General features: G+C 68.0%; 28 protein-coding genes. 13 read left to right on the top strand and 15 right to left on the bottom strand.

From position 1 onward, the window contains the following. The first annotated feature begins 4 nt into the window (after positions 1–4). The 3 genes from rpsI (at position 5) to erpA (ending at position 2,071) form a co-directional block, all read left to right on the top strand. On the top strand, positions 5–397 hold the full coding sequence (gene rpsI, locus CKCBHOJB_RS14545) for a 30S ribosomal protein S9 (protein ID WP_281049377.1): 393 nt from the start codon (positions 5–7) through the stop codon (positions 395–397). Between the two features lie 191 nt (positions 398–588). Then, positions 589–1,626, top strand: a complete 1,038-nt coding sequence (gene argC, locus CKCBHOJB_RS14540) for an N-acetyl-gamma-glutamyl-phosphate reductase (protein WP_281049376.1) — start codon at positions 589–591, stop codon at positions 1,624–1,626. 94 nt (positions 1,627–1,720) lie between these two features. Next, the gene (erpA, locus tag CKCBHOJB_RS14535) at positions 1,721–2,071 is read left to right on the top strand and encodes an iron-sulfur cluster insertion protein ErpA (RefSeq protein WP_281049375.1); all 351 of its coding nucleotides are present in this window, start codon (positions 1,721–1,723) and stop codon (positions 2,069–2,071) included. A 75-nt stretch (positions 2,072–2,146) separates the two neighbouring features. Here erpA and CKCBHOJB_RS14530 read toward each other — a convergent pair whose 3' ends face one another. Further along, positions 2,147–3,472, bottom strand: coding sequence for a peptidoglycan DD-metalloendopeptidase family protein (locus CKCBHOJB_RS14530; protein WP_281049374.1), 1,326 nt, complete (start codon positions 3,470–3,472; stop codon positions 2,147–2,149). A 90-nt stretch (positions 3,473–3,562) separates the two neighbouring features. Here CKCBHOJB_RS14530 and tyrS point away from each other — a divergent pair, with 90 nt between their 5' ends. Together tyrS and murI are read left to right on the top strand one after the other, a co-directional pair. After that, positions 3,563–4,762: a tyrosine--tRNA ligase gene (tyrS, locus tag CKCBHOJB_RS14525; RefSeq protein ID WP_281049373.1), complete on the top strand. Its 1,200-nt coding sequence runs from the start codon at positions 3,563–3,565 to the stop codon at positions 4,760–4,762. Positions 4,763–4,793: 31 nt separating this feature from the next. Then, positions 4,794–5,603, top strand: coding sequence for a glutamate racemase (gene murI, locus CKCBHOJB_RS14520; RefSeq protein WP_281049372.1), 810 nt, complete (start codon positions 4,794–4,796; stop codon positions 5,601–5,603). Positions 5,604–5,717: 114 nt separating this feature from the next. Here the strand turns inward: murI and CKCBHOJB_RS14515 are convergent, their stop codons facing one another. The 3 genes from CKCBHOJB_RS14515 to CKCBHOJB_RS14505 form a co-directional block, all read right to left on the bottom strand. After that, positions 5,718–6,572, bottom strand: a complete 855-nt coding sequence (locus tag CKCBHOJB_RS14515; protein WP_281049371.1) for a sulfurtransferase — start codon at positions 6,570–6,572, stop codon at positions 5,718–5,720. 24 nt (positions 6,573–6,596) lie between these two features. Then, the gene (locus tag CKCBHOJB_RS14510; protein ID WP_281049370.1) at positions 6,597–6,965 is read right to left on the bottom strand and encodes an STAS/SEC14 domain-containing protein; all 369 of its coding nucleotides are present in this window, start codon (positions 6,963–6,965) and stop codon (positions 6,597–6,599) included. 109 nt (positions 6,966–7,074) lie between these two features. Beyond that, positions 7,075–7,917 (bottom strand): DMT family transporter, encoded by an 843-nt coding sequence (locus tag CKCBHOJB_RS14505; protein ID WP_281049369.1) that lies wholly within the window; start codon positions 7,915–7,917, stop codon positions 7,075–7,077. A 139-nt stretch (positions 7,918–8,056) separates the two neighbouring features. On the opposite strand from CKCBHOJB_RS14505, the gene glpK reads away from it, so the two are divergent. Both glpK and CKCBHOJB_RS14495 read left to right on the top strand, forming a co-directional pair. Continuing rightward, on the top strand, positions 8,057–9,550 hold the full coding sequence (glpK, locus tag CKCBHOJB_RS14500; protein WP_281049368.1) for a glycerol kinase GlpK: 1,494 nt from the start codon (positions 8,057–8,059) through the stop codon (positions 9,548–9,550). Next, positions 9,547–11,100: a glycerol-3-phosphate dehydrogenase/oxidase gene (locus CKCBHOJB_RS14495; protein WP_281049367.1), complete on the top strand. Its 1,554-nt coding sequence runs from the start codon at positions 9,547–9,549 to the stop codon at positions 11,098–11,100. The genes glpK and CKCBHOJB_RS14495 overlap by 4 nt, the downstream gene beginning before the upstream one ends. Here the strand turns inward: CKCBHOJB_RS14495 and CKCBHOJB_RS14490 are convergent. Further along, positions 11,052–12,383: an ATP-binding protein gene (locus CKCBHOJB_RS14490; RefSeq protein WP_281049366.1), complete on the bottom strand. Its 1,332-nt coding sequence runs from the start codon at positions 12,381–12,383 to the stop codon at positions 11,052–11,054. The two genes, CKCBHOJB_RS14495 and CKCBHOJB_RS14490, sit on opposite strands and share 49 nt — an antisense overlap. After that, positions 12,380–13,147, bottom strand: coding sequence for a response regulator (locus CKCBHOJB_RS14485; protein ID WP_281049365.1), 768 nt, complete (start codon positions 13,145–13,147; stop codon positions 12,380–12,382). Before CKCBHOJB_RS14485 ends, CKCBHOJB_RS14490 begins: the two co-directional genes overlap by 4 nt. 194 nt (positions 13,148–13,341) lie before the next feature. Between CKCBHOJB_RS14485 and CKCBHOJB_RS14480 the strand changes: the two genes are divergently transcribed. Beyond that, positions 13,342–13,899, top strand: coding sequence for a Spy/CpxP family protein refolding chaperone (locus CKCBHOJB_RS14480; RefSeq protein ID WP_281049364.1), 558 nt, complete (start codon positions 13,342–13,344; stop codon positions 13,897–13,899). A gap of 126 nt (positions 13,900–14,025) precedes the next feature. Here CKCBHOJB_RS14480 and aceA read toward each other — a convergent pair whose 3' ends face one another. The 4 genes from aceA to clpS all read right to left on the bottom strand — a co-directional run bounded on the left by aceA (position 14,026) and on the right by clpS (position 18,934). Beyond that, positions 14,026–15,339, bottom strand: a complete 1,314-nt coding sequence (aceA, locus tag CKCBHOJB_RS14475) for an isocitrate lyase (RefSeq protein ID WP_281049363.1) — start codon at positions 15,337–15,339, stop codon at positions 14,026–14,028. A 345-nt stretch (positions 15,340–15,684) separates the two neighbouring features. After that, on the bottom strand, positions 15,685–16,164 hold the full coding sequence (gene rraA / locus CKCBHOJB_RS14470) for a ribonuclease E activity regulator RraA (protein WP_281049362.1): 480 nt from the start codon (positions 16,162–16,164) through the stop codon (positions 15,685–15,687). 187 nt (positions 16,165–16,351) lie between these two features. After that, positions 16,352–18,625, bottom strand: a complete 2,274-nt coding sequence (gene clpA / locus CKCBHOJB_RS14465; protein ID WP_281049361.1) for an ATP-dependent Clp protease ATP-binding subunit ClpA — start codon at positions 18,623–18,625, stop codon at positions 16,352–16,354. Then, entirely contained in the window at positions 18,626–18,934 is a 309-nt protein-coding gene (clpS, locus tag CKCBHOJB_RS14460) for an ATP-dependent Clp protease adapter ClpS (protein WP_281049360.1), read from the bottom strand. A gap of 389 nt (positions 18,935–19,323) precedes the next feature. Here clpS and CKCBHOJB_RS14455 point away from each other — a divergent pair, with 389 nt between their 5' ends. Next, positions 19,324–19,527, top strand: a complete 204-nt coding sequence (locus CKCBHOJB_RS14455; RefSeq protein ID WP_002924494.1) for a cold-shock protein — start codon at positions 19,324–19,326, stop codon at positions 19,525–19,527. A gap of 237 nt (positions 19,528–19,764) precedes the next feature. Here CKCBHOJB_RS14455 and rpmG read toward each other — a convergent pair whose 3' ends face one another. The 3 genes from rpmG to radC all read right to left on the bottom strand — a co-directional run bounded on the left by rpmG (position 19,765) and on the right by radC (position 20,988). Beyond that, positions 19,765–19,932, bottom strand: coding sequence for a 50S ribosomal protein L33 (gene rpmG, locus CKCBHOJB_RS14450; RefSeq protein ID WP_004258834.1), 168 nt, complete (start codon positions 19,930–19,932; stop codon positions 19,765–19,767). 25 nt (positions 19,933–19,957) lie between these two features. Beyond that, positions 19,958–20,194 (bottom strand): 50S ribosomal protein L28, encoded by a 237-nt coding sequence (rpmB, locus tag CKCBHOJB_RS14445; protein ID WP_004358811.1) that lies wholly within the window; start codon positions 20,192–20,194, stop codon positions 19,958–19,960. A gap of 116 nt (positions 20,195–20,310) precedes the next feature. Beyond that, a complete protein-coding gene (gene radC / locus CKCBHOJB_RS14440; RefSeq protein ID WP_281049359.1) occupies positions 20,311–20,988 on the bottom strand; it encodes a DNA repair protein RadC in 678 nt (225 codons plus the stop codon). A gap of 76 nt (positions 20,989–21,064) precedes the next feature. Here radC and coaBC point away from each other — a divergent pair, with 76 nt between their 5' ends. The 4 genes from coaBC (at position 21,065) to CKCBHOJB_RS14420 (ending at position 23,985) form a co-directional block, all read left to right on the top strand. Next, complete coding sequence (gene coaBC, locus CKCBHOJB_RS14435) at positions 21,065–22,252, top strand: bifunctional phosphopantothenoylcysteine decarboxylase/phosphopantothenate--cysteine ligase CoaBC (RefSeq protein WP_281049358.1); 1,188 nt, start codon at positions 21,065–21,067, stop codon at positions 22,250–22,252. Positions 22,253–22,340: 88 nt separating this feature from the next. Further along, entirely contained in the window at positions 22,341–22,790 is a 450-nt protein-coding gene (dut, locus tag CKCBHOJB_RS14430; RefSeq protein WP_281049357.1) for a dUTP diphosphatase, read from the top strand. After that, on the top strand, positions 22,790–23,224 hold the full coding sequence (locus CKCBHOJB_RS14425; RefSeq protein WP_281049356.1) for an NUDIX domain-containing protein: 435 nt from the start codon (positions 22,790–22,792) through the stop codon (positions 23,222–23,224). Before dut ends, CKCBHOJB_RS14425 begins: the two co-directional genes overlap by 1 nt. Before the next feature lie 140 nt (positions 23,225–23,364). Further along, a complete protein-coding gene (locus tag CKCBHOJB_RS14420; protein WP_281049355.1) occupies positions 23,365–23,985 on the top strand; it encodes a c-type cytochrome in 621 nt (206 codons plus the stop codon). A 98-nt stretch (positions 23,986–24,083) separates the two neighbouring features. Here the strand turns inward: CKCBHOJB_RS14420 and CKCBHOJB_RS14415 are convergent, their stop codons facing one another. After that, positions 24,084–25,364, bottom strand: coding sequence for an NAD(P)/FAD-dependent oxidoreductase (locus CKCBHOJB_RS14415; protein ID WP_281049354.1), 1,281 nt, complete (start codon positions 25,362–25,364; stop codon positions 24,084–24,086). 17 nt (positions 25,365–25,381) lie between these two features. Further along, positions 25,382–25,681: a c-type cytochrome gene (locus CKCBHOJB_RS14410; RefSeq protein WP_281049353.1), complete on the bottom strand. Its 300-nt coding sequence runs from the start codon at positions 25,679–25,681 to the stop codon at positions 25,382–25,384. Between the last annotated feature and the right edge of the window lie 123 nt (positions 25,682–25,804).

The following is a 25,804-nucleotide window of genomic DNA, read 5'->3' as shown; positions in this document are numbered from 1 at the left end:
ATAGATGGCTGTCACTTACAACTACGGTACCGGCCGCCGCAAGACTGCGGTCGCTCGCGTGTTCATCAAGCCGGGCACCGGCAACATCGTCGTCAACGGCAAGCCGGTCGACGAGTTCTTCTCCCGTGAGACCGGCCGCATGATCGTGCGTCAGCCGCTGGTCCTGACCGGCAACGAAGGCAAGTTCGACATCATGGTCAACGTCGTCGGTGGCGGCGAGTCCGGCCAGGCCGGCGCCGTGCGTCACGGCATCACCCGCGCGCTGGTGGACTACAACGCCGAGCTCAAGGGCGAGCTGCGTGCCGCCGGCTTCGTGACCCGCGATGCCCGTGAAGTCGAGCGCAAGAAGGTCGGTCTGCGCAAGGCCCGCCGCGCCAAGCAGTTCTCGAAGCGCTGATCTTCGCGCTCGCTGCAGTATCCGCGAAGCCGCCCCATGGGGCGGCTTTCGTGCTTTCGGACGGCAGTCGCAACGCGTGTGCGTGCGCATGCGCATCGGTCGCTCGCCCCGGCGGTAACGCCTTGTTAAGCGCCCGCGTCCGCCGATGATGAGATAATCATCGCCTCAGTCTTTCGCTGCGAGGAACAAGCATGATCAAGGTTGGAGTTGTAGGCGGGACCGGATACACCGGCGTCGAGCTGCTGCGTCTGCTGGCGCGTCACCCCGACGTCGAGCTGACCGCCATCACCTCGCGTGGCGAGGCGGGCATGGCGGTGTCGGACATGTTCCCCAGCCTGCGCAAGCGGGTGAACCTGAAGTTCGTCACGCCGCAGGACGCCGCGCTCGAGAACTGCGATGCGGTCTTCTTCGCCACGCCCAACGGCATCGCGATGAAGCAGGCTGCGGAGCTCGTCGCCGCCGGGGTGCGCGTCATCGACCTCGCCGCCGACTTCCGCATCCGCGATGTTGCCGAGTGGCAGAAGTGGTACGGCATGGAGCACGCCGCGCCCGAGCTCGTAGCCGAGGCGGTGTACGGCCTGCCCGAGGTCAATCGCGCGCAGATCCGCAGCGCGCGCGTGCTCGCCAACCCGGGCTGCTATCCGACCGCAGTCCAGCTCGGCTTCCTGCCGCTGGTCGAGGCCGGCCTGATCGACACCGAGCACCTGATCGCGGACGCCAAATCGGGCGTGTCGGGTGCCGGCCGCAAGGCCGAGGTGCATACCCTGCTGCCCGAGGCCGCGGACAGCTTCAAGGCCTACGGTGTGCCGGGTCACCGCCACCTGCCCGAGATCCGCCAGGGGCTGTCGCTCGCGGCGGGGCGGCAGGTCGGGCTGACCTTCGTGCCGCACCTGACGCCGATGATCCGCGGCATCCATGCCACGCTCTACGGTCGTCTGAAACCGGGTGTCGACGCCTCCGACCTGCAGGGGCTCTATGAGAAGCGCTACGCGGGCGAGGCCTTTGTGGACGTGATGCCGGCGGGCAGCCACCCCGAGACGCGCTCGGTACGGGCGTCCAACCTTTGCCGCATCGCGGTTCACCGTCCGCAGGGCGGCGACACCGTGGTCGTGCTGTCGGTGATCGACAACCTCGTCAAGGGTGCCGCCGGCCAGGCGATCCAGAACCTCAACATCATGTTCGGCTTCGACGAGGAAGCCGGCCTGGACATCGTTCCGGTCAGCCCCTGACGGGAACTTGCAGCACGGACGACGATCCGATTTTGACGGTTGGGCCGCGGACGGCGCATCATCCGTGGCACCACGCCCCTACAGAGGAGAAAACATGAGCGCAGAAGTCGCAACCCCCGATATCCTGGTCTTTACCGACAGCGCCGCGAACAAGGTTCGCGAGCTGATCGAAGAGGAAGGCAACCCCGAGCTCAAACTGCGCGTCTTCGTGTCGGGCGGCGGCTGCTCGGGCTTCCAGTACGGCTTCACTTTCGATGAGGAAGTGAACGAGGACGACACCACGTTCGAGAAGAACGGCGTGATGCTGCTGGTCGATCCGATGAGCTACCAGTATCTGCTGGGCGCCGAGATCGACTACACCGAAGGCCTGGAAGGCTCGCAGTTCGTGATTCGCAATCCGAACGCGACCAGCACCTGCGGCTGCGGCTCGTCGTTCTCGGCCTGACGCGTCAGTCAGGGCGGCAATGAAAAACGGGGCGCTTCGGCGCCCCGTTTGTTTTGCATGTTCCGCGCGATGCGCTCAGTTCGCGCTGGCGAGCTCGTAGTTGAGCAGCGCGAAGCGCTGGCGCAGGTGGGCGGTGTCGCGCCTGAACTTGGCGAGCTCCTTGTCGTTGAAGGAATCCGCCATCGGCAAGGCGACGGTCATCGGATTGGCCGGCACCTTCTTCAGGTGCACCTCGTAGTGCAGGTGCGGGCCGGTGCACCAGCCGGTGCAGCCCACGTAGCCGATCACGTCGCCCTGGCTGATGCTCTGGCCCTTGCCGAGGCCCTTGGCGAAGCCGTTGAGGTGGGCGTAGTGGGTGGTGATGTCGTTGCGGTGCTTGAGCACGATCAGGTTGCCGAAGCCGCGCTGGGTGCCGATGAATTCGATCGTACCGTCCGACGTGGCCATGATCGGCGTGCCGACCGGGGCGGCGAAGTCGGTGCCGTTGTGGTCGCGCCAGCCGCCGTGGACCGGGTGCACGCGGCGGCCGAAGTTGGAGCTGACACGCGAGAACGGCAGCGGCGAGCGCAGGAAACCCTGCTGCAGGCTCTCGCCGTCATCGCTGTAGTACTGCTCCTTGCCGCTGGGGCCGCGGTACAGCACCACGGCGTGGCGTTCGCCGTTGTTGATGAACTCCGCAGCCAGGATGCGGCCGGCGCTGACCGGGTTGCCGTCCTCGTAAATGGCCTCGTAGACGACGTTGAAGCGATCGCCCTTGCGCAGGTCGCTGTGGAAGTCGATCCAGGTGCCGAAGATCGTGGCGAGCTGGGTGGCGACGTCGTCGGGCAGGCCGGCGGCGTCGGTGGCACCGAACAGCGAGCTGGTGATCGTGCCCGAGCGCATCTCCACCATCTTCGTCTGCGTCGCGCTGGGCGCCTCGCGCAGCGCGAGACCGGATTCCCCGCGCTCGAGCACGACGCGCTCGGCGGTGTTGCCGATCGGCAGCGTGAACGACATGACCCTGCCCTCGGGAGACACCACCGCGGTGACCGAACGGCCGGCACGGAGCTGGCGGATGGCCTGCTTGCCGGCGTCGGCGTCGCTCAGATGGGCGAGCGCCTCGGCGTCGTCGATGCGCAGGCGATTGAAGATGGCCTGCAGGGTGTCACCGGCCTGAATGCGCTCGGTGTGGACGAAGGGGAGGGCCGCTTCCTCGACGGCGATGCTCGCCGCCGGCACGGGCAGGGTTTCGACCACGCGCGCGAACGGGATGTCGGCGGGGGCGGTGTCGGGTGCGACGGCGGTGGCGGCCACCACGCCCATCAGCGACACGCCGGTCACGCCGGCGGCGATCCAGGTGCGCGGGCGGGAGAGGAGACGGGCCGGCAGATCGGCTAGAATTCGGGTCTTTCTGGCCTGCATGAGCTCGGGGGGCTGGAATGGGTGAAAAAAATTTGCGGAAGTGTAGCAAAGTTATTCCCCTGATCGGGAAGGTATTTTTGGAGAAATTGAATGACTGATGTCCAGGCGGCGATCGACCTGATCAAGCGCGGCACCGACGCCCTGCTGATCGAGGCCGAGCTGGTCGAGAAACTCAAGCGTGGCCGCCCGCTGCGGGTGAAGGCCGGCTTCGACCCCACCGCACCCGATCTGCATCTCGGTCACACCGTGCTGATCAACAAGATGCGCCACTTCCAGGAGCTCGGGCATCAGATCCAGTTCCTGATCGGCGACTTCACCGGCATGATCGGCGACCCCAGCGGCAAGAACACCACCCGCCCGCCGCTTTCGCGCGAGCAGATCATGGAGAACGCGAAGACGTATCAGGACCAGGTGTTCAAGATCCTCGACCCGGAGAAGACCGAGATCTGCTTCAACTCGGCCTGGATGAACGACCTCGGCTCGGCGGGGATGATCCGCCTGGCCTCGCAGCAGACCGTGGCGCGCATGCTCGAGCGCGACGACTTCGCGAAGCGCTACGGCAACAACCAGCCGATCGCGATCCACGAGTTCCTCTACCCGCTTTGCCAGGGCTACGACTCGGTGGCGATGAAGGCCGACGTCGAGCTCGGCGGCACCGACCAGCGCTTCAACCTGCTGATGGGCCGCGAGCTGCAGAAGCACTACGGCCAGGAGCCGCAGTGCGTGGTCATGGTGCCGCTGCTCGAGGGCCTCGACGGCGTGAACAAGATGTCGAAGTCGCTCGGTAACTACATCGGCATCGCCGAGCCGGCGAAGGAGATCTTCGGCAAGACCATGTCGGTGTCAGACACCCTGATGTGGCGCTACTACGAGCTGCTGTCCTTCCGCTCCACCGCCGAGATCGCGCAACTGCGCGCCGACGTGGAAGGCGGGCGCAACCCGCGCGACGTCAAGGTGATGCTGGCGCAGGAGTTCGTCGCCCGCTTCCACGGCCGGCGCGCGGCGGAAGAAGCACTCGCCGACTTCGAGGCGCGCTTCCAGCGCAACGCGATCCCGGACGACATCCCGCAGGTCAATGTGAACGTCGGCGCCGACGGACTGCCGCTGTTCCAGGTGCTCAAGCAGGCCGGCCTCACCGGCACCACCTCGGAAGCGATGCGGATGATCGAGCAGGGCGGGGTGCGCATCGATGGCGAGCGCGCCGAGGACAAGGGCCTCGTGCTGCGTGCCGGCGAGACCGTGGTGCTGCAGGTGGGCAAGCGCAAGTTCGCTTCGGTGGTGCTGCTTTGAACTCTTGCCCTTGTCACAGCGAGGCCGGGCGATGAGCGCGGCGGCGGCGTCGCGCCCGATCGGCGTGTTCGATTCCGGCGTCGGCGGGCTCACCGTGGTGCGCGCGCTGATGGAGCGCCTGCCGCTGGAGGACATCGTCTATTTCGGCGACACCGCGCGCGTGCCCTACGGTGTCAAGTCGGTCGCCACCATCGAGCACTTCACCGCGCAGATCACCGAGTTCCTGCTCCAGCGCGACGTGAAGATGCTGATCATCGCCTGCAACACCATGGCGGCGGTGGCCGCCGAGGTGGTGCACCGGCTTGCCGCCGGCATTCCGGTGCTAGACGTCATCGAGGCCGGCGCGCGCGCCGCGGTGGCGGCTTCGCCCGGGCGGCGGATCGGCGTGATCGGCACGCCGACCACGATCAACAGCAATGCCTACGCCCGCCGCATGCACGAGCTCGACCCCACGGTGCGGGTGTATTCCCAGGCCTGTCCGCTGTTCGTGCCGCTTGTCGAGGAAGGCTGGCTGGAGCACGAGGTCACCCGCCTCACCGCGCAGGAGTACCTGCGCCCGGTGCTCGCCGAGGAGGTCGACAGCCTGGTGCTCGGCTGCACCCACTATCCGCTGCTCAAGCCGCTGCTGCGCGACGTGGCCGGGCCCCGGGTGCGCCTGATCGATTCCGCGCTGACCACGGCCGAATTCGCCGCCGAGCGCCTGCAGCAGGCGGGGCTCGCGCGCACCGGCGGCGCGGCGGATTACCGCTTCGTGGTCAGCGACGTGCCGCTGCGCTTCCAGACCATCGGCGAGCGTTTCCTCGGGCGTTCGCTGGGGGCGGTGGAGAAGGTCGACTGGTGAGGCGCCGCGGGCTGCGCTGGAAGCACATCTGCAGCGAGCGGCCGGCCGATCCCTCTTGCATCCCTGCCGCTGCGCGTGCCGGACTGCGCTCGTGGAATCCTTTCCCGCCGGCCCTTATGCCGGACCGCGCGCCACCGGTCGCGACGGGTCGGCGCACCATTCGCTCCACGAGCCGGCGTAAAGCCGGGAGCCGGTCAGCCCGGCCGCCTCCATCGCCAGTGCATTCACGCACGCCGTGACGCCCGAGCCGCACTGGTGAATCACCTGACGCGGGCTGTGCGCGCCGAGCAGTGCGCCGAACTCCTCACGCAGCACCGAGGCCTGCTTGAAGCAGCCATGGGCGTCGAGGTTGTCGCGGAAGAAGCGGTTGATCGCGCCCGGGATGTGTCCACCGACCGGGTCCAGCACTTCGTTCTCGCCGCGGAAGCGGTCCGGGCTGCGGGCATCGATCAGCACCATGTCGGGCTGCCCCAGGTGCTGACGCACGTACTGCGCATCGACGCGGTCGGCGCGCAGCGCCAGCGTGTAGGTGGCGGACCGGGGTTCCGGCTCGGTGTCGTCGAGCGCCTGTCCCGCCGCCAGCCAGGCCTGCAGGCCGCCGTCGAGCACCGCGACCCGATGATGGCCGAACCAGCGCAACAGCCACCACAGGCGCGCGGCGAACATGCCGCCGGCGTCATCGTAGGCGACCACCTGGGCGTGGTTGCCTACGCCGCAGCCCGCCAGGCGCGCGGCGAGCCGCGCCGGATCGGGCAGGGGATGGCGGCCGTTGCTGCCCGTCTTCACGCCCGAGAGGTCCTCGTCGAGGTCGAGGAAGAATGCACCGGGCAGATGGCCGGCCGCATAGGCCTGGCGACCGAAGGCCGGATCGGCGAGGTCGAAGCGGCAGTCGATCACGATCCAGTCCGGATCGTGGATGCGCTGCGCCAGCTCCAGCGCGCCGATCAGCGTCGAATAGGAAGCGCTCATGAGCGCACGCTCAGGCGTGCATGCTCACTGTGCCGTCTCGGCCGCCTCGTCGGCGGCGAGCCAGGCACGGGCCTCGTCCTCGTCGTCGAAGACCCGGACCTCGGCATTGACGAACAGTTGCGACACCCAGGCGCTCCAGGTCAGCCACTGGTCTTCGGTCAGCACCGCGATGCGGCGGAAGTCGCCAGCGTGTTGGCGCGAGAACTTGATCTCCTCCCAGGCCACGTCGAGCGTGAAGCCGACCATCTGGCGCAGGTCGAAGAGCAGGTCGACCGTGCCTTCGAACTGGATGTGGTAATTCACCACATCCTCGAATTCCTTGTAATCGGCCAGGGTGAATTCGCCGAACACGGCGACGGCGACCATCTTCTCGGTGTTCTCGATGCTGATCATGACAGCCTCCATGGAATGGGCCGGGATGCAGCAACTATAGTCCGGACGCCGGTCCGGCTCAATTGCGCCGAGCCCGCAGGGCCGTGCCGCCGGCCGGGCCGGTGCCGGCTCACGCCGTCTTGCGCGTGCTCAGCGAGACGAGGATGGCGCCGGCGACGATCAGCGCGACCGCCAGCCAGGCGCTCGCCGGCATGATCTCGTCCCACAGCAGCATGCCGAACAGGCTCGCGAACACCACCGTCGCATAGCTCAGGTTGGCGGATACCACGGTGCGGCCGTAGCGGTAGGAGCGCGTCATCGCGAGCTGGGCGAGGCCGCCGAACAGGCCGACGCCGAGCAAGGTGGCGAGCTGGCGCAGATCCGGCAGGTGGAGCTCGCCGAACACGCTCCAGGCCAGGCCGATCACGGTGGTCATCAGCGAGAACCAGAACACGGTGCGCACTTCGGGTTCACCCTTGCGGCCGAGCTCGCGCAGACTGAGGTAGGCCAGGCTCGCCAGCGCCCCCGAACCGAGGCCGACGGCCGCGCCCAGCCATTGCTCCGGCTGCAGCGTCGGGCGCAGCAGCAGGACGACGCCGGCGAAGCCCATCAGCACCGCGCCGGAAGCGAGCGCGTTCAGGCGCTCGCCCATGACGAGCGCGAGCAGCAGGGCGAGGAAGAGCGGTGAGGTGTAGTTGAGCGTGACCGCGGTCGCCAGCGGCAGCGCGCCGATGGCGAAGAAGTAGCACACCAGCGCGGTCGAGCCCGAGATGCTGCGCGACAGGTGCATGCGCCAGTGCGGTGTGCTCAGCCCGATGCCGCGGCTCAGCGCCAGCCCGGCCATCATCAGCATGCTCACGAGGCCGCGCCAGAACACGATCTCGCCGGTCGAGAACACGGACGACGCCAGCTTCACGCATACGCCCATGCAGGCGAACAGGAGGCAGGAGACGATCATCCAGAAGGCGGGCATGGTGCTTGCTGCATTGCAACGATACGGATGCGCATTGAACCACATCGCGGCGCATGCGGGTTGGCGTGTTCCCGGGCTGGGCCGGGGACGGGATTGGCGGTAGGCTGTGCTCCTCCTTCCCCGGTCCCGTGGAGGCAACATGGCCTACCTGCTCGCCCTCGACCAGGGCACGACCAGTTCGCGCGCCATTGTGTTCGATGCCTCCGGCCGCGTATGCGGGCTGGCCCAGGCGGAATTCGCCCAGCATTTCCCGGCACCCGATCGGGTCGAGCACGATCCGCAGGACATCCTGCGCACGCAGTTCGACTGCGCGCGCGAGGCACTCGCCAATGCCGGCATCGCGGCACGCGAGGTCGCGGCGATCGGCATCGCCAACCAGCGCGAGACCACGGTGCTGTGGGAGCGCGCCAGCGGTCGGGCGCTGGCGCCGGCGATCGTGTGGCAGGACCGGCGCACGGCCGCCGCATGCGCGCACCTGCGTGCCGAGGGCTGGGGCGACGAGGTGCGCGCACGCACCGGGCTCGAGCTCGACCCCTACTTCTCGGCGACCAAGCTCGCCTGGCTGCTCGATCATGTGCCCGGCGCGCGCGAACGCGCCGAGCGCGGCGAGCTCGCCTTCGGCACCATCGACAGCTGGCTGGTCTGGCACCTGAGCGGCGGAAGGCTGCACGTCACCGACCCCGGCAACGCCTCGCGCACGATGCTGTTCAACCTGCATGCCCTGGACTGGGATCCGGTGCTGCTCGCGCACTTCCGCATTCCGCCCGCGCTGTTGCCGCGGGTGGTGCCGAGCAGCGGGGTGTGCGGCGAGACCGAGCCGGCGCTGTTCGGCGCCGCGATTCCGATCGCCGGCATCGGCGGCGACCAGCAGGCGGCGACCTTCGGCCAGGGCTGCCTGCTGCCGGGCATGGCCAAGAACACCTATGGCACCGGCTGCTTCCTGCTGATGAATACCGGCGCCACGCCGGTGGCGTCGACGAACCGGCTGCTGAGCACGGTCGCCTGGTCGGGGGTGGAGGCGGGCGCGAGCTACGCGCTCGAGGGCAGCGTGTTCATGGGCGGGGCGGTGGTGCAGTGGCTGCGCGATGCGCTCGGCCTGGTGAAGAGGGCCGCGGAGGTCGAAGCGCTCGCGGCCAGCGTGCCCGACAGCGGCGGGGTGGTGCTGGTGCCGGCCTTCACCGGGCTGGGGGCGCCGTACTGGGATGCGAATGCGCGCGGCACCCTGCTCGGCCTGAGCCGCGGCAGCAGCGGCGCCCACATCGCGCGCGCCGCGCTCGAGTCGATCGCGATGCAGAGCGCCGATCTGGTCCAAGCCATGGCGCGCGACGGTGCGGCGCCGTTGCAGGAATTGCGCGTCGATGGCGGCGCGGCGGCCAACGACCTGCTGATGCAGATGCAGGCGGACGTCCTCGGCGTGCCGGTGTTGCGCCCGCGCCTGCTCGAGACCACCGCCTTCGGCGCCGCCTGCCTGGCCGCGCTGGGTTGCGGCCTGTGGACGCGCATCGATGCGATCGCGGCCCACTGGCAGCTCGATCGCCGCTTCGAGCCGCAATGGTCGCCGGCCCGCCGCGCCGAGGCGCGGGCGCACTGGGCGCGAGCGGTGGAGCGGGCGCGGGACTGGGCACGAGGATGAATCCGCTGGGCCGCGATGCGCTGCTCGCACGCCTGTCGGCGACGCCGGCATGGGACTTCGTGATCGTCGGCGGCGGGGCGACCGGGCTGGGCTGTGCGGTCGACGCGGCGGCGCGTGGTCACTCCGTGCTGCTGGTCGAGGCACGCGATTTCGCCGCCGGTACCAGCTCGCGCTCGACCAAGCTGATCCACGGCGGGGTGCGCTATCTGGCGCAGGGCCGGCTCGGCCTGGTGCGCGAGGCCCTGATCGAGCGCGCGCACCTGCTCCGCAACGCGTCGGCGCTGGTGCATCCGCTACGCTTCGTCGTGCCCGCCCGCAGCCGCTGCGAGCGCGCCATGCTGCGGCTCGGGCTGGGCTTCTACGACCGCCTGGCCGGCGCGGGGCGGATCGAGTCCAGCATCACGCTGGATCCGGCCGGCCTCAATGCAGCGCTGCCGGGGCTGTGCGACGAAGGACTCGCGGGCGGGGTGGCCTACTGGGACGCGCAGTTCGACGATGCCGGACTCGCGCTCGCCCTGGCGCGGACGGCGAACCGGCTGGGCGCGCTGGTGCTGAACCACTGCGCGCTGGTCGGACTGATGGTGGAGGGGGGGCGGGTGCACGGCGTCCGCGTGCGGGATGCGGAGTCCGGGCACGAATGGGCGATCGGCGCGCGCAGCGTGGTCAATGCCGCCGGTGTCTGGAGCGACGCCGTGCGCCGGCTCGCCGACCCGGGCGCCGTGCCGCGGCTACGTCCGAGCCAGGGTGTGCACCTGGTGGTGGATGGCGACTTCCTGCCCGGCGGCGATGCCCTGCTGGTGCCGCGTACCGCGGACGGCCGGGTGCTGTTCATGATTCCCTGGCTCGGCAAGCTGCTGATCGGTACCACCGACACCCCGCGCAGCGACCTGCCGGCGGAGCCCGAGGCGCTCGCGGGCGAACTCGACTTCCTGCTGTCGACGGCCGCGCAATGGCTGCGCCGCCCGCCGCTGCCGGCCGACGTGCGCAGCGTGTTCGCCGGGCTGCGGCCGCTGCTGGATGGCGACGGGGCGGGCATGACGCGGCGGCTTTCGCGCGAGCACCGGGTCGAGGTCTCGGCGCAGGGCCTGGTCAGCGTGATGGGCGGCAAATGGACGACTTACCGCTGCATGGCCGAGGATGCGATCGATGCCGCCGAGTCGGTCGCGGGCTGCGCGCGGCGGCCCTCGCCCACCGCGACGCTGATGCTCGACGCGGCTCCGGGGGGCGCGGATGAAGCCGACCCGGGGGGCGAGCCGCTGCTGCCCGAGCTGCCCTGCGGGGGGCTGCTGCCGACCGCGAGGGACGTGCGGCGGGCGGTGCGCGAGGCCTTCGCGCTCACCGTGGAGGACGTGCTCGCGCGCCGCAGCCGGGCGCTGTTCCTCGATGCCGCGCTGGCCGCGGCAGCGGCGCCGGCGGTAGCGGGCATCCTCGCGCACGAACTGGGCTGGTCGTCCGCGCGCGAGGCGGCCGAGGTCGCGGCCTTCGTCGCGCTCGCGGAGCGCTATCGACCGCGCAGCGCGACGATGGCCACCAGCCCGCCTGCGGGGTGATTGCGCAGGCTCACCGCGGCGTCCTGGCTGCGCAGCAGGTTGCGCGTGATCGCCAGGCCGAGGCCGGTGCCGCCGGTCTCGCGGCTGCGCGAGGACTCGGTGCGGTAGAAGGGCTCGAACACCTTTTCCTGTTCCTCGTCCGCCAGCCCCGGGCCATGGTCGCGGATGCGGATCTCGAAGCCGTCGGTCGTGGGCGCCAGCTCGATGTCCACTTCGCCGCCGAACTTGACGCCGTTCTCGATCAGGTTCCACAAGGCCCGGCGCAGCGCCGCGGGGCGGCCCATGACCCGGCCGTGGGCGTCCTCTGCCACGCGCACCGTCCACCCCATGTCGTGCGCATCCTGCGCCAGCGCCTGCAGCAGCGGGCCGAGCTCGATCGTCTGGACCGGGCTGCGCTCGTCCAGGCTGCGAGCGTAGGCCAGGCCTTCCTTGACCAGCCCCTGCATGGCATCGAGGTCGGACTGGATGCGGGCGCGCAGCGCCTCGTCATCGACCAGCTCGGCGCGCAGGCGCAGGCGGGTGATCGGCGTCTGCAGGTCGTGCGAGATCGCGGCGAGGATGCGGGTGCGCTCGGTGACGTGCTCGCCGATGCGGCGCTGCATCTGGTTGAAGGCGGCCGCCGCCTGGGCGACCTCGGTGGGGCCGGCGGTGTCCATCGGCGCGCGCCCGGGATCCTCGCCGAGCGCGCGTGCGGCGGCCGCCATGCGCGACAGCGGCCGGGTGGCGACCCGCACCGCGATCCAGGTCAGCAGTCCGACGCCGAGCACGAGCGCTGCGAGGGCGGCGAAGAAGGGCCCGGGCTGGTGCGGCGCCAGGCCCGGAACGGGCGGGATGCCGGGCAGGCGCACCTGCAGCGGCGTACCGTCGGCGAGCGGCAGCACGATCAGCAGGACCGGGTGCGGGCGGTCGCCGCGCGGGTGGGTGTACAGCGTGGCGGCGCGCTGCGGCATGGCTTCGCGCAGCGCGGCCTGCAGGGGGTGGTCCGGTGCGAGCGGGCGCAGGTGTTCCCGTGGCGGGCGCAGGCTCAGGCGCAGCCGGCGGCGTCCGATCTCGTCGATCCAGCGTTCGCGCTCGGGCGGCGACATGCTGTCGAGCAGTTCCGCTGCGGCGGCGATCTCCTGCGCGACGCCCTCGAACAGCGCGCTGCGCCCGATGCGCTCGCGTTCGGCGACGAACAGCGCCAGGCTGACTGCCAGCACCAGCGCCATGCCGAGCAGCCAGATCAGCATCAGGCGGGCGAACAGGCTGCGCGGGATCAGCACGCGCGGCAGGGTCAGCCTCATCCGCCGGCGCTCCCTTCCGGGGCGACCACGCTGACGTCCGCGGCGAGCACGTAGCCTTCGTTGCGCACGGTCTTGATGATCATGGATTCGCGCGCGTTGTCGCCGAGGCGCTGGCGCAGGCGGCTCACCAGCAGGTCGATCGAGCGGTCGAAGACGTCGGCCTCGCGGCCCTGGGTCAGCTCCATCAGCTGGTCGCGCGACAACACCTTCTGCGGATGCGAAAGGAATACGCTCAGCATGCGGTACTCGGCGCCCGAGAGTGCGACCACGCTGCCGTCCTCGGCGAGCAGATGACGGTTGACGGTGTCCAGCCGCCAGTTGGCGAAGCGCAGCTCGCGCGCATTGGCGGGCGGCGCGGCATCGAGGTTGGGCGGCAGTGCGCGGGTGCGGCGCAGCACCGCGCGGATGCGGGCGAAGAGTTCGCGCGGCACGAAGGGCTTGGGCAGGTAGTCGTCTGCGCCCATCTCGAGGCCGATGATGCGGTCCATGTCCTCGCCGCGCGCGGTCAGCATCAGGATCGGGGTGTTGGCGTGCGCGCTGCCGCTGGCGCGCAGGTTGCGGCACAGGGTGAGGCCGTCCTCGCCCGGCATCATCACGTCGAGCACGATCAGGTCGATGCGGTGCTGCTCGAGCGCGGCCTTCATCTCGCGGCCGTCGGCCGCGGTGGTGCAGCGCAGGCCCTGCTTCTCGAGGTAGTCGGCGAGCAGCTGGCGGATGTCGCGATCGTCGTCGACGATCAGGATGTGGTCGGCGGAATGGTTCATGAGCGGCTCTCCATGGCCCGCATCTTAAGGGCAGGGCGCGGGGGTTTTGTATCCCAGCGTATCTGCGGGCGGCGGGGAGACATGGGGCAGCAAAACACCGCCGTGCAGACAAACCGCGCTTACATCGCGGTGCTGTAATGGCTCCGTCGCCCGAACGGACGGGCAACACGGAATCCAACCGACAGGAGTTCATCATGAAAAACTGGATCAAGACCTCGATCGCCGCCGCCGTCATCGCCACCGGGGCCATCGGCAGCACCGCAGCGCTGGCCTGGGGCGGTCACTGCGACGGTCCGCGCGGCGGCAAGGCCGGCTGGTCGCAGATGGAGCCCGAGCAGATGAAGGCGAAGATGGCCGAGCGCGCCGAGCTGCACATGGCCCGCCTGGAGCTCGCGCTGGCGCTGAGCGCGGAGCAGAAGCCCGCCTTCGAGACCTTCAAGGCCGACATGAAGGCGCGCGCCGAGCGCATGGCCACCACGATGGCCGAGCGTCGCGCGGCGGGCCAGCCGAAGACCGCGATCGAGCGCATGCAGCGCATGGAGGAGATGAGCAAGCTGCGCCAGGCCGAGATGGCCGAAGCGCGCAAGTCGGTCGAGAGCTTCTACGCCACGCTGAGCGATGCGCAGAAGACGGTGTTCGATGCCGAGTTCCAGAAGATGGGGCCGCGCGGCGGCCAGGGTGGGCACGGCATGCATGGCGGCATGGGCGGCGGCCCGCGCGACGGCAGCGGCATGGGACCGGGCCGCGGCTGACCGGATCCCGCCAGGAGGCGGGGCCGCCTGGACGGCCACCGCCACAGCTCACCGGGTCGACGAGAAAGGCCACCCCGAGGGGTGGCCTTCCTGTCTCCTCCCCCTGTTGTCGGGGGACGCAGTCTCTTAGTGGAACTGCTCTTCTTCGGTCGAACCGGTCAGGGCCTTCACCGAGGACGAGCCGCCCTGGATCACGGTGGTCACGTCGTCGAAGTAGCCGGCGCCGACTTCCTGCTGGTGCGACACGAAGGTGTAGCCCTGCTCGCGCGCGGCGAATTCCGGTTCCTGCACCATCTCGGTGTAGTGCTTCATGCCTTCGCCGCGGGCGTAGGCGTGGGCGAACTTGAAGGTGTTGAACCAGTTGATGTGGATGCCGGCCAGGGTGATGAACTGGTACTTGTAACCCAGCGCCGACAGCTCGTCCTGGAACCTGGCGATGGTGGCGTCGTCGAGGTTCTTCTTCCAGTTGAAGGACGGCGAGCAGTTGTACGACAGCAGCTTGCCCGGGCAGGCTGCATGCACGGCCTGCGCGAACTCGCGGGCGAAGCCGAGGTCGGGCGTGCCGGTCTCGCACCACACCAGATCGGCGTAGGGGGCGTAGGCGACACCGCGGCTGATGGCCTGCTCGAGGCCGTTCTTGACGCGGTAGAAGCCTTCCTGGGTACGCTCGCCGGTGCAGAACGGCTTGTCGTTGGCGTCGTGGTCCGAGGTCAGCAGGTTGGCGGCTTCGGCGTCGGTCCGGGCGAGGATCAGCGTCGGAACGCCCATGACGTCGGAGGCGAAGCGGGCCGAGATCAGCTTCTCGATCGCTTCCTGGGTCGGAACCAGCACCTTGCCACCCATGTGGCCGCACTTCTTCACGGCAGCCAGCTGGTCTTCGAAGTGCACACCGGCGGCACCGGCGGCGATCATGTTCTTCATCAGCTCGAAGGCGTTCAGCACGCCACCGAAACCGGCCTCGGCGTCGGCGACGATGGGCAGGAAGTAGTCGATGAATTCCTTGTCGCCCGGGTTGATGCCGCGCGACCACTGGATCTCGTCGGCGCGCTTGAAGGTGTTGTTGATGCGGCGCACCATGGTCGGCACCGAGTCGTAGGCGTACAGCGACTGGTCGGGGTACATGGTCTCGGAGGTGTTGCCGTCGGCGGCGACCTGCCAGCCGGACAGATACACCGCTTCCAGGCCGGCCTTGGCCTGCTGCATCGCCTGACCGGCGGTGATCGCGCCGAAGGCGTTCACATAACCCTTCTTGGCGCCGCCGTTGACACGCTCCCACAGCAGCTTGGCGCCGCGCTGAGCCAGGGTGTACTCGGGCTGCAGGCTGCCACGCAGGCGAACCACGTCAGCGGCGGAGTAACCACGCTTGATGCCTTTCCAACGGGGATTCTCGGCCCAGTCTTTTTCCAGAGCGGCGATTTGCTGTTCGCGGGTCAGGGTCATGATTCGTCCTTTTCAATGCAGAAGGGTGTCAACCATCGCGGCTGGCTCAGGCGTCCGTCGCGGTGTTCCGCTGCAGCTTCTTCGAGGGAGAAAGGCGCTGCAGATGGGAAGGAAGTATAGGGGGCATTCCGCATAGCAGCAAGATGTCTTATATAAGATATAAGAAAAAATCTTATGACGTTAAAACAATGGCTTGCGTTCTTGTTTTTGTGATGCGAAACGCGATCGAGCTTTGTGAAACGACATCGGGTCGCGGGTGTGCTGCATTGCACCTGGACATGGGCTGCCGTGCTTGGGCCTCCCGCCGCGGGCAGTGAATCGGTGCGGCGGGATGCCGGTGGCTCGTCAGAGCAGGGCTGTCGCACTCACCACCACGCCATCCTCGTCGGCATAGAGGTAGTGGCCGGGGTGGAAGGTGACGCCACCGAAGGCGAGCGGCACGTCGACCTCGCCGACGTTGCGCTTGACCGTCTTCTTCGGGTGGGTCCCGAGCGCGAACACGCCGAGGTCCATCTCGCCGATCGCCTTCGAGTCGCGGATGCAGCCGTAGACGACGATGCCGGCCCAGCCGTTCCTGACGGCGAGCTCGGCGAGCTGGTCGCCGACCAGGGCGCAGCGCATCGAGGCGCCGCCGTCGATCACCAGCACACGGCCCCTGCCGGCGCTTTCCAGCGCCTTGCGCACGAAGGAGTTGTCCTCGAAGATTTTCAGCGTCGAGATCGGCCCGCCGAAGGCCGGGCGTCCGCCGTAGCTGGCGAACATGGGGGCGACGACGGCGAGTTTGTCTTCATGAGCGTCGCACAGGTCGGCGGTCTGGATGGTCATGGCGTCTCCTCGATGAACTTGATGCGCCGTAAGGGCGGCGCGGGAGGCGGCATGATAAACGACCGCGCCGCCGGCGCGCCCACGGCGGGTGAGCCGGCGGACGCGTGGCCGCAATGAAAAACGGCATGTCCCGTCTTGCGGACATGCCGTTTCCCGTGTGCGCCGGAAGCCGTCCGGCGACGGTCGATCAGGCGGTTGCGGTCTCGGTTTCCTCGAACACCAGCTTCACCTTGTCGTCGTCGTCGAGATCGATGGTCACCTTGCCGCCATTGACCAGGCGGCCGAACAGCAGCTCGTCGGCGAGCGCGGAGCGGATGGTGTCCTGGATCAGGCGTGCCATCGGGCGCGCGCCCATCAGCGGGTCGAAGCCCTTCTCGGCCAGCCAGGCCTTGAGATCGTCGCTGAAGTGGGCCTCGACCTTCTTCTCGTGCAGCTGGGCTTCGAGCTGCATCAGGAACTTGTCGACCACGCGCAGGATGACGTCGTTGTCGAGCGCCTTGAACGAGATCATCGCATCCAGGCGGTTGCGGAACTCGGGCGTGAACAGGCGCTTGATGTCCGCCATCTCGTCACCCGGCTCGCGCTTGGCCGAGAAGCCGATCACCGACTTCTGCATCGACTCGGCGCCCGCGTTGGTGGTCATGATGATGATCACGTTGCGGAAATCCGCCTGGCGGCCGTTGTTGTCGGTCAGGGTGCCGTGGTCCATGACCTGCAGCAGGATGTTGTAGATGTCCGGATGCGCCTTCTCGATCTCGTCGAGCAGCAACACGCAGTGCGGCTTCTTGGTGATCTGCTCGGTCAGCAGCCCGCCCTGGTCGAAGCCGACATAGCCCGGCGGCGCGCCGATCAGACGGCTCACCGCATGGCGCTCCATGTACTCGGACATGTCGAAGCGCACCAGCTCGATGCCCAGCGTGTAGGCGAGCTGGCGCGCGACTTCGGTCTTGCCGACGCCGGTGGGGCCGGAGAACAGGAAGGAGCCGATCGGCTTCTGCGGGTTGCCGAGGCCGGAGCGCGACATCTTGATCGCCTTGGCGAGCGCCTCGATCGCCGCATTCTGGCCGAACACCACGTTCTTCAGGTCGCGCTCGAGCGTCTTCAGCGCGGCCTTGTCGTCGTTGGACACGGTGCGCGGCGGGATGCGGGCGATCTTGGCGACGATCTCCTCGATCTCGTTGCGGCCGATGGTCTTCTTCTGCTTCGACTTGGGCAGGATGCGCTGCGCTGCGCCGGCCTCGTCGATGACGTCGATCGCCTTGTCCGGCAGGTGGCGGTCGTTGATGTACTTGGCCGACAGCTCGGCGGCGCTGGACAGCGCCGAGTTGCTGTACCTGATGCCGTGGTGCTCCTCGAAACGGCTCTTCAGGCCTTTGAGGATCTCCACCGTCTCGGCCACCGAGGGCTCGACCACGTCGATCTTCTGGAAGCGCCTCGAGAGCGCGTGATCCTTCTCGAAGATCTGGCGGAACTCGTTGTAGGTGGTCGCACCGATGCACTTCAGCTGGCCGGAGGACAGCGCCGGCTTGAGCAGGTTGGAGGCGTCGAGCGTGCCGCCCGAGGCCGCACCGGCACCGATCAGGGTGTGGATCTCGTCGATGAACAGGATCGCGTTCGGGTTCTCGATGAGCTGCTTCAACACCGCCTTGAGGCGCTGCTCGAAGTCGCCGCGGTACTTGGTGCCGGCGAGCAGCGCGCCCATGTCGAGTGCGAACACCTGGGCGTTCTCCAGGATCTCGGGCACGCGGCCCTCGACGATGCGCCGCGCCAGGCCTTCGGCGATCGCGGTCTTGCCGACGCCGGCCTCGCCGACCAGCAGCGGATTGTTCTTGCGCCGGCGGCACAGGGTCTGGATGACGCGCTCGACCTCCTTCTCGCGGCCGATCAGCGGGTCGATCTTGCCCACCAGCGCCTGCTGGTTGAGGTTCTGGGTGTAGCTCTCGAGTGCGCCGCCGGACTGCTTCTCTTCCTGCTCCTGCTCGCCCTGTTCGGATTCGTTGCGGCCCTGCGGAGCGGCGCCCTGCGGCGGTGCCTTGGCGATGCCGTGCGAGATGAAGTTCACCACGTCCAGGCGCGAGATGTTCTGCTTCTGCAGGAAATACACCGCATGCGAATCCTTTTCGCCGAAGATCGCCACCAGCACGTTGGCGCCGGTGACCTCCTTCTTGCCCGAGGACTGCACGTGCAGGATCGCGCGCTGGATCACGCGCTGGAAACCCAGCGTGGGCTGGGTGTCGATCTCGTCCGTGCCTTCGATGCGCGGCGTGTGTTCGTCGATGAAGTTCGTCAGCTCACGGCGCAGTTCGTCGATGTTGGCGGCGCAGGCCTTCAGCACCTGGGCGGCGGAAGGATTGTCCAGCAGGGCAAGCAGCAGATGTTCCACGGTGATGAACTCGTGGCGCTTCTGCCGTGCCTCGACGAAAGCCATGTGCAGGCTGACTTCAAGCTCTTGCGCGATCATTCAGTTTTCCTCCATCACGCATGCCAGCGGATGTTGATGCTGACGAGCAAACGAGGTGACCTGCTCAACCTTGGTCGTGGCGATGTCCCTGGGAAAGACGCCGCATACCCCCATGCCCTCTCTGTGGACTTGGAGCATGACCCGCGTGGCACGTTCGCGGTCCATGCCGAAATATTTCTGCAGCACGACGATCACGAAATCCATCGGTGTGTAGTCGTCGTTCAATAGCAGGACCTTGTACAGGGGTGGCGGCCGGGTGCGTGTCCGCTGTGCTTCCAGTACCAGATCGTCTTGTTTTCTGGTGCCCATAAAATCATTCTAATGAAGTCGAAGCATAGTGCAACACACCGTGGAGCGGGCCGGAAGCGCCGTTTGCGCGTGCATCGACGTGCAAATGTGCCACTCGGTATGGGTTTGCGCTTCGTGCGCTGCAGAAAAGGCCGGAGTCCGCGCGGCTGGCGGGATTGTGGAAAAGTGGGTGGCTTTTTATGTGCTTCGGGTGTTGCGGTGCGCCAAGAACGCGCGCAAAAAGGTCGTTGACGCTGCATCGGCGAATGCGTAAAAGCTAGGGCGTGCGCCGGCTCGAGCTTGATCCCGAGGGGTTACCGGAGGTGGTCCATGTCCCGGTCAGCGCCCACAGCCACTGCGGCAGTGTCCCTGTCGCGGCGTAACAAGCAACCTTGAAGGATCCAAGCAATATGGCAACTGGTACCGTGAAGTGGTTCAACGATTCCAAGGGATTCGGTTTCATCACGCCCGATGATGGAAGCGAGGACCTGTTCGCACATTTCTCCGCCATCAACATGAGCGGGTTCAAGAGCCTGAAGGAAGGCGAGAAGGTCTCCTTCGAGGTGACCCAGGGTCCCAAGGGCAAGCAGGCCTCGAACATCCAGCGCGCCTGACGTCCATCGGTGCGGACCGTCGCGTCGCCGGCTCCGGCACGCGACGGTGAAGAAGGGTGCTCCAGGCACATCGGGCTCCAGAAAACGAGAAGGCCATCAGCGAACTGATGGCCTTCTCGTTTTCTGGAGCATTGCTGCTGCACTCTGCCCCGGATTCGCACCAGGACATGCGCCTTGCCTGCTTGACTGGCTGCTCGTCGCAGCCAGTGACCGGACTCGGGTTCCGGACCGGCAGGATTACTTCAGCTTGACTTCCTTGTACGGCACGTGCTTGCGCGCGACCGGATCGTACTTGTTGAACTCGAGCTTTTCAGGCGTGGTGCGCTTGTTCTTCGAGGTGGTGTAGAAGTGACCCGTGCCTGCGGTCGACTCCAGCTTGATCTTTTCGCGAATGCCCTTGGCCATGGCGTTCTCCGTTCAGTGCGGTTGCTTACAGCTTCTCGCCGCGGGCGCGAAGCTCGGCAAGGACGACGTCGATGCCTTTCTTGTCGATCGTGCGCAGACCGGCGTTGGACACGCGCAGGCGGATCCAGCGGTTCTCGCCTTCGCTCCAGAAGCGGCGGCTCTGCAGGTTGGGCAGGAAACGACGCTTGGTCTTGTTGTTTGCGTGGGAAACATTATTTCCCACCATCGGTGCTTTACCGGTCACTTGGCAGACGCGAGCCATACGATGCTCCAGGGAATTCTGATTGCGGAAAACGGAAGAGGATAATGCATGAGTCCGGCCCATGGCAAGCCCCGCGCTCCGATTCGCGCGTCGGGCCGATGGCCGGCGGCGGTGCTTCAAAGCAGTCCGCGTTCTGCGAATGATACCGGAGAGCCGTGTGCCGGCACCACGAAGTGGTCGAGTACGCGCACGTCTACAAGGTTGAGCGCGTCCTTCAGGGCGCGGGTGAGCATCTCGTCGGCGGTGCTCGGCTCCGCGGCGCCCGAGGGGTGGTTGTGGGCGAAGATCACCGCTGCGGCGTTGTGAGCGAGGGCGAGCTTGACCACCTCGCGCGGATAGACCGAGGTCTGCGTGAGCGTGCCGCGGAACAGATCCTCAGCTGCGATCAGGCAGTGACGGGCATCGAGCAGCAGCACGCAGAAGGTCTCGTGCGGCAGGTGGCCGAGGTGCAGGCGCAGCCAGTCGCGCACGACCTGGGGCGCATCGAACAGCGGCCGCTCCTGCAGGGTCTCGCGCAGTGCGCGCCGCGACAGTTCCATGACCGCCTGCAGTTGGGCATACTTGGCCGGTCCCATGCCGGGGACGGCGGCGAAGTCGTCCGCGCCGGCGTTGCACATGTGGGTCAGGCTGCCGAAGCGTGACAGCAGGGCGCGTGCCAGATCGACCGCGCTGTGGCCGCGGATGCCGACGCGCAGGAAGATCGCCAGCAGCTCCGCGTCCGAAAGTGCGGCCGCGCCGCGTGTAAGCAGTTTCTCGCGCGGACGCTCGTCCGCCGGCCAGTCGGTGATCGCCATGATGTGCAGGGCTCCTCGCGCGCGCAGTGCGCGCTTTTATTTGAATGGCATCATCTGCCGAGTATAAGTGATTGTCATGAGCGTGTTGAAGGGTCGCAGGATTGTTCTCGGAGTCAGTGGCGGCATCGCGGCCTACAAGGCGGCGGAGCTGGTCCGCCTGCTGGTCAAGGCCGGCGCCGACGTGCATGTGGTGCTGAGCGAGGGCGGTGCGCGCTTCATCACGCCGGTCACCTTCCAGGCGCTGTCGGGCAACACCGTGTGGACCGACCTGTGGGATGCGCGCATGCCGAACAACATGGCGCACATCGACCTCGGGCGTGACGCCGACGCCATCCTGGTCGCGCCGGCCACCGCCGATTTCCTCGCCCGCCTGGCGCAGGGGCGGGCGGACGACCTGCTGAGCACGCTGTGCCTCGCGCGCGACGTGCCGCTGATCGTGGCGCCGGCGATGAACCGCCAGATGTGGGAGGCGCCGCCGACGCAGCGCAACCTCGGGCTGATCCGCGCGGACGGCGTCACGGTGTTCGGCCCGGCCGCCGGCGACCAGGCCTGCGGCGAGGTCGGCATGGGGCGCATGCTCGAGCCGGAAGAGCTGCTCGAGCGGCTGGAGGGCTTCTTCGTGCCCAAGCTGCTCGCCGGGCGCAAGGTGGTGATGACCGCGGGGCCGACCTTCGAGGCGATCGACCCGGTGCGCGGCATCACCAACATCAGCTCGGGCAAGATGGGCTATGCGCTGGCGCGGGCCTGCGCGCAGGCCGGGGCGGAGGTGGTGCTGGTCAGCGGGCCGGTGAGCCTGCCGGTGCCGGCGGACGTGCGCTGCGTGCCGGTCGCGAGCGCGCTGCAGATGCGTGCGGCGGTGCTCGACGCGCTGCCCGGCGCGCAGGTGTTCATCGGCGTGGCGGCGGTGGCCGATTACCGACCGCTGGAAGCGGCGGAACACAAGCTGAAAAAATCCGCGGGTACGCTGACCCTGTCGCTGACGCCCAATCCGGACATCCTGGCCGAGGTGGCTGCGCGCGAAGACGCGCCCTTCTGCGTCGGCTTCGCCGCGGAAAGCCGCGATCTCGATGCCTATGCCGAGGGCAAGCGGCGCAACAAGCGCCTGCCCATGCTGGTCGGCAACCTGGTCAGCGACGGCATGGGCGGCGACGACAACACCGTGATCCTGTACGACGATGCCGGTCGCCATCCCTTGCCGCGCGCGCCCAAGGCCGAGGTCGCGCAGGGCATCGTCGCCCACCTGGCGCGGCTGCTGGGCGATTGAGCGGCGGTATTCGCGCCGGCCGCACGAGGACGAAACGCAATGATGTCGTCCGCCGCTGCCATGCGGCGGGCGCACGGGGAGAACCGAGATGCACCGAATCGACGTCAGGCTGCTCGACGAGCGCCTGAAGACCCATCCGCCGGCCTATGCCACCGAGGGCGCTGCCGGGCTGGACCTGCGCGCCTGCCTGCCGGGACCGATCACGCTTCACCCTGGCGAGACCACGCTGATCCCGAGCGGCCTGGCCATCCATCTGGCCGACCCCGGGCTGGCGGCGATGGTGCTCCCGCGCTCGGGTCTGGGCCACAAGCATGGCATCGTGCTGGGCAATCTGGTCGGCCTGATCGACTCCGACTACCAGGGCCAGATCTTCGTGTCGGTGTGGAACCGGGGGCGGGCGAGCTTCACCATCCAGCCGATGGAGCGCATCGCGCAACTGGTGGTGGTGCCGGTGCTGCAGGTCGGCTTCAACCTCGTGGACAGCTTCGACGCGAGCACGCGCGGTGCGGACGGGTTCGGCAGCACGGGCAAGCACTGATGCATGTCGGCATCCCGACCGGCGTGCATGTGCTGTGCGAGCGCGACGGCCGGCTGCTGTTGATGCGGCGGGCGGGCACCGGCTTCTTCGACGGGCTGTACAGCCTGCCGGGCGGGCATGTGGAACCGGGCGAATCGGTGCGGATGGCGGCGCGGCGCGAACTGCGCGAGGAAACGGGGCTGGAGGTGGAGTCGTCGGACCTGGTGTTCATGGGCGTCGTGCATCGGCGGTCGGATACCAATCGCATCGACTTCTTCGTCCGTGCCGAACGCTTCGCGGGCGAGCCGCGCATCCTCGAGCCCGCCAAGTGCGACCGTCTGGAGTGGCACGATCGCCGCGCGTTGCCGGCGGATACGGTGGCCTATGTCCGGGCCGCGCTGGAGGCGGGCGATCCGCCCTGGGTGCTGGAGCTCGGCTGGGCGGACGGGGGCTGAGCGGCTGCGCGCGCGCACCGACGGTGTGCGCGGGGTCGTCGCCCGAGGCTGGATCCTGTTCAGGCCAGGCGAGGATTCCTATAATCCCGCGCTGGGTGATGACGATTGACGATACGCGCCAGCGCGAACGGGAGGTGTAGATGAAGGCTTGGAACAGACTGATCCTGCTGTGTGCGGCGGGCTTCGGCCTGCCCCTGGTTGCCGCCGCGGCGGAACTGCCGAAGGTCGATCTGGCACGCGCTGCCGAGATCAGCGGCGGGCGCTGTGCGCTGTGTCACGGGCCGGACGGCGACAGCTCGTCGCCGCTGTATCCGCGCCTGGCCGGGCAGCATCATCAGTACATCGCCAAGCAGCTCGGGGACTTCAAGTCTGGCCGGCGCAAGAGCGACACCATGAACGGCATGGCGCAGGACCTGACTCCGGAGGAGATGGTCGCACTCGGCGTCTATTTCGAGCAGAAGCCCACCAAGCCGCGCGAGGCGCGCGACGCGGAGCTGGCCGCAGTCGGCCGTTTCGTCTTCCATCGCGGCAACGAGTATTCGGGTGTGGCGGCCTGCGCCGGCTGTCATGGCGACAAGGGCCTCGGTACCGAGCAGTTGCCGCGCCTGGCCGGGCAGGTGCCGCGCTACATCGAGGCGCAGCTGAAGTCCTTCAACACCCGCGCGCGCACCAACGACAACGAGATCATGCACTCGATCGCCTCCAAGCTCTCCGAGCTCGAGGTCAAGGCGGTCGCGCTCTACATCAGCACGCTCGACTGACGGCAGCTTCGACCGCATCGACTCGTGGGGCATGTCCCGCGGGAAGAAAGGGAAACGGGGTCGCAAGGACCCCGTTTTTCATGGCCTGGCGATGCGGATCAGGCCAGCATGTCGGCCCAGATGTTGCGCGCCCAGGCCAGCGCGGACTTGCCTTCGAGGTCGTTGGCCATCGCCGACACCCCGCCCGCGCCCTCGACCGGCATCGGCTGCTTCTTCGCGGCGTCGAACTGGTGCACCGAGGCGACGTGGATCACGTTCTTGCTGTCCACGAAGCTGTAGCAGGTGTTCATGACCACCGGCGTCGGGTTGGGCGGCAGGCCTTCGAACAGGTTGAGGATCGCGGCCGCGGCCACCTTGGCGTGCTGGTTCGCCATGTGGCCCGACTTCGGCATCGCCGGCGCGGGGAACAGCGCGTCGCCGAGGACGTGCACGCCGGGCAGGCCCTTGGCCTCGAGCGTCAGCCAGTCGACGTCGACCCAGGCGTCGTTGACCAGCGGCAGGCCGGTGGTGGCCGCGATGTTGCCGGCACGCATCGGCGGGATCACGTTCAGCACGTCGGCCTTGATCGAGTCGAACTCGAGCTCGGCGGTCAGCGTGGTGGCGTCCACGCTCTGCAGCGCGCTGTTGGGCACGTATTCGATCAGCGCACCGTAGCGCTCGAAGGCCTGGGTGAACAGGGCCTTCTTCGACTGGATCTCGCCGTTGGCATCGAGCACCAGCACCTTCGACTTCGGCTTGGCTTCGCGCAGGTAGTTGGCGACCAGGCAGGCGCGCTCGTAGGGGCCGGGCGGGCAGCGGTAGGGCGCGCGCGGGATGTGCATCGCGAACACGCCGCCGTCGGGCATGGCCTCGAGCTGCTTGCGCAGCAGCACGGTCTGCGGCCCGGCCTTCCACGCGTGCGGGATGCGTTCCTGGTTGCCTTCCAGTCCGCCGATGCGGCCGGGCAGCAGATCGATGCCGGGCGACAGGATCAGGCGATCCCAAGCGATCGCCCCGTGCTTGGCGGTGGTGACGGTCTTCTTGTCGAGGTCGATCGCGGTCGCCTCGTCGGTGATCAGCTTCACCCCCCACTTCGACTTCAGGTTGTCGTAGCTGACCGTGATGTCCTCGATCTGCTTGACGCCGCCGATGACGAGGTTGGAGATCGGGCAGGACACGAAGCTGGTGTTGCGCTCGATCAGCGTGACGTCCACCGCGCCCTTGCCCCACATGCGCAGGTACTTGGCCGCGGTGGCGCCGCCGTAGCCGCCGCCGACGATGACGACGTGGTGGCGCGCCTTCGCAGTGGCGGCCATGGCGTTGCCGATGAGGCCGGGGAGGGCGCCGGTGCCGGCCGCGGCGACCGCCGCCGATTTGAGGAAATCGCGTCGATTCAGCATCTTGCTCGTCTCCGTCGTCATTTCTGTGCGGCGAACCAGGTGGTGATCAGGTCGAGCTGCTCGTCGGTATAGCCGACGACGATCTGGTGCATGATCGTCGCCGGCTTGTCGCCCGAACGGTAGTCGGCGAGCTTCTGCAGCAGCTTTTCCTTCGGCTCGCCGGCGAGCGACTCCATGCCGCCCAGGCTCTTGCCGTTGGTCCCGTGACAGTTGGCGCAGGTCGCCGCGAGGTTGCGCGCGAGATTGGGGTCCTGCGCGTGGGCGGCGCCGACGAGGCCGGCGATGCCGAACGCGGCGATGGCGATGTTCAGCTTCACTGTTGTGCTCCTCTTCCTGGATGTGGCGAAGGGACGTGGACGCGCACCGAGGGAGTCGTCCGGAATCTCTGCGACCGATGCAGGGCACGAGTATAGCCCGCGCATGGGGCGCAAACGACCCTG

It is taken from the genome of Thauera sp. GDN1, from assembly GCF_029223545.1.
Lineage (GTDB): Bacteria > Pseudomonadota > Gammaproteobacteria > Burkholderiales > Rhodocyclaceae > Thauera.
The sequence above is the reverse complement of the archived record's forward strand: the minus strand, read 5'-3'. Positions and strand labels throughout refer to the sequence as shown.

Coding starts and splice junctions, on each gene's coding strand:
- rpsI (WP_281049377.1), top strand. CDS start 5: ATGGCTGTCACTTACAACTACGGTACCGGCCGCCGCAAGACTGCGGTC.
- argC (WP_281049376.1), top strand. CDS start 589: ATGATCAAGGTTGGAGTTGTAGGCGGGACCGGATACACCGGCGTCGAG.
- erpA (WP_281049375.1), top strand. CDS start 1,721: ATGAGCGCAGAAGTCGCAACCCCCGATATCCTGGTCTTTACCGACAGC.
- CKCBHOJB_RS14530 (WP_281049374.1), bottom strand. CDS start 3,472: ATGCAGGCCAGAAAGACCCGAATTCTAGCCGATCTGCCGGCCCGTCTC.
- tyrS (WP_281049373.1), top strand. CDS start 3,563: ATGACTGATGTCCAGGCGGCGATCGACCTGATCAAGCGCGGCACCGAC.
- murI (WP_281049372.1), top strand. CDS start 4,794: ATGAGCGCGGCGGCGGCGTCGCGCCCGATCGGCGTGTTCGATTCCGGC.
- CKCBHOJB_RS14515 (WP_281049371.1), bottom strand. CDS start 6,572: ATGAGCGCTTCCTATTCGACGCTGATCGGCGCGCTGGAGCTGGCGCAG.
- CKCBHOJB_RS14510 (WP_281049370.1), bottom strand. CDS start 6,965: ATGATCAGCATCGAGAACACCGAGAAGATGGTCGCCGTCGCCGTGTTC.
- CKCBHOJB_RS14505 (WP_281049369.1), bottom strand. CDS start 7,917: ATGCCCGCCTTCTGGATGATCGTCTCCTGCCTCCTGTTCGCCTGCATG.
- glpK (WP_281049368.1), top strand. CDS start 8,057: ATGGCCTACCTGCTCGCCCTCGACCAGGGCACGACCAGTTCGCGCGCC.
- CKCBHOJB_RS14495 (WP_281049367.1), top strand. CDS start 9,547: ATGAATCCGCTGGGCCGCGATGCGCTGCTCGCACGCCTGTCGGCGACG.
- CKCBHOJB_RS14490 (WP_281049366.1), bottom strand. CDS start 12,383: ATGAGGCTGACCCTGCCGCGCGTGCTGATCCCGCGCAGCCTGTTCGCC.
- CKCBHOJB_RS14485 (WP_281049365.1), bottom strand. CDS start 13,147: ATGAACCATTCCGCCGACCACATCCTGATCGTCGACGACGATCGCGAC.
- CKCBHOJB_RS14480 (WP_281049364.1), top strand. CDS start 13,342: ATGAAAAACTGGATCAAGACCTCGATCGCCGCCGCCGTCATCGCCACC.
- aceA (WP_281049363.1), bottom strand. CDS start 15,339: ATGACCCTGACCCGCGAACAGCAAATCGCCGCTCTGGAAAAAGACTGG.
- rraA (WP_281049362.1), bottom strand. CDS start 16,164: ATGACCATCCAGACCGCCGACCTGTGCGACGCTCATGAAGACAAACTC.
- clpA (WP_281049361.1), bottom strand. CDS start 18,625: ATGATCGCGCAAGAGCTTGAAGTCAGCCTGCACATGGCTTTCGTCGAG.
- clpS (WP_281049360.1), bottom strand. CDS start 18,934: ATGGGCACCAGAAAACAAGACGATCTGGTACTGGAAGCACAGCGGACA.
- CKCBHOJB_RS14455 (WP_002924494.1), top strand. CDS start 19,324: ATGGCAACTGGTACCGTGAAGTGGTTCAACGATTCCAAGGGATTCGGT.
- rpmG (WP_004258834.1), bottom strand. CDS start 19,932: ATGGCCAAGGGCATTCGCGAAAAGATCAAGCTGGAGTCGACCGCAGGC.
- rpmB (WP_004358811.1), bottom strand. CDS start 20,194: ATGGCTCGCGTCTGCCAAGTGACCGGTAAAGCACCGATGGTGGGAAAT.
- radC (WP_281049359.1), bottom strand. CDS start 20,988: ATGGCGATCACCGACTGGCCGGCGGACGAGCGTCCGCGCGAGAAACTG.
- coaBC (WP_281049358.1), top strand. CDS start 21,065: ATGAGCGTGTTGAAGGGTCGCAGGATTGTTCTCGGAGTCAGTGGCGGC.
- dut (WP_281049357.1), top strand. CDS start 22,341: ATGCACCGAATCGACGTCAGGCTGCTCGACGAGCGCCTGAAGACCCAT.
- CKCBHOJB_RS14425 (WP_281049356.1), top strand. CDS start 22,790: ATGCATGTCGGCATCCCGACCGGCGTGCATGTGCTGTGCGAGCGCGAC.
- CKCBHOJB_RS14420 (WP_281049355.1), top strand. CDS start 23,365: ATGAAGGCTTGGAACAGACTGATCCTGCTGTGTGCGGCGGGCTTCGGC.
- CKCBHOJB_RS14415 (WP_281049354.1), bottom strand. CDS start 25,364: ATGCTGAATCGACGCGATTTCCTCAAATCGGCGGCGGTCGCCGCGGCC.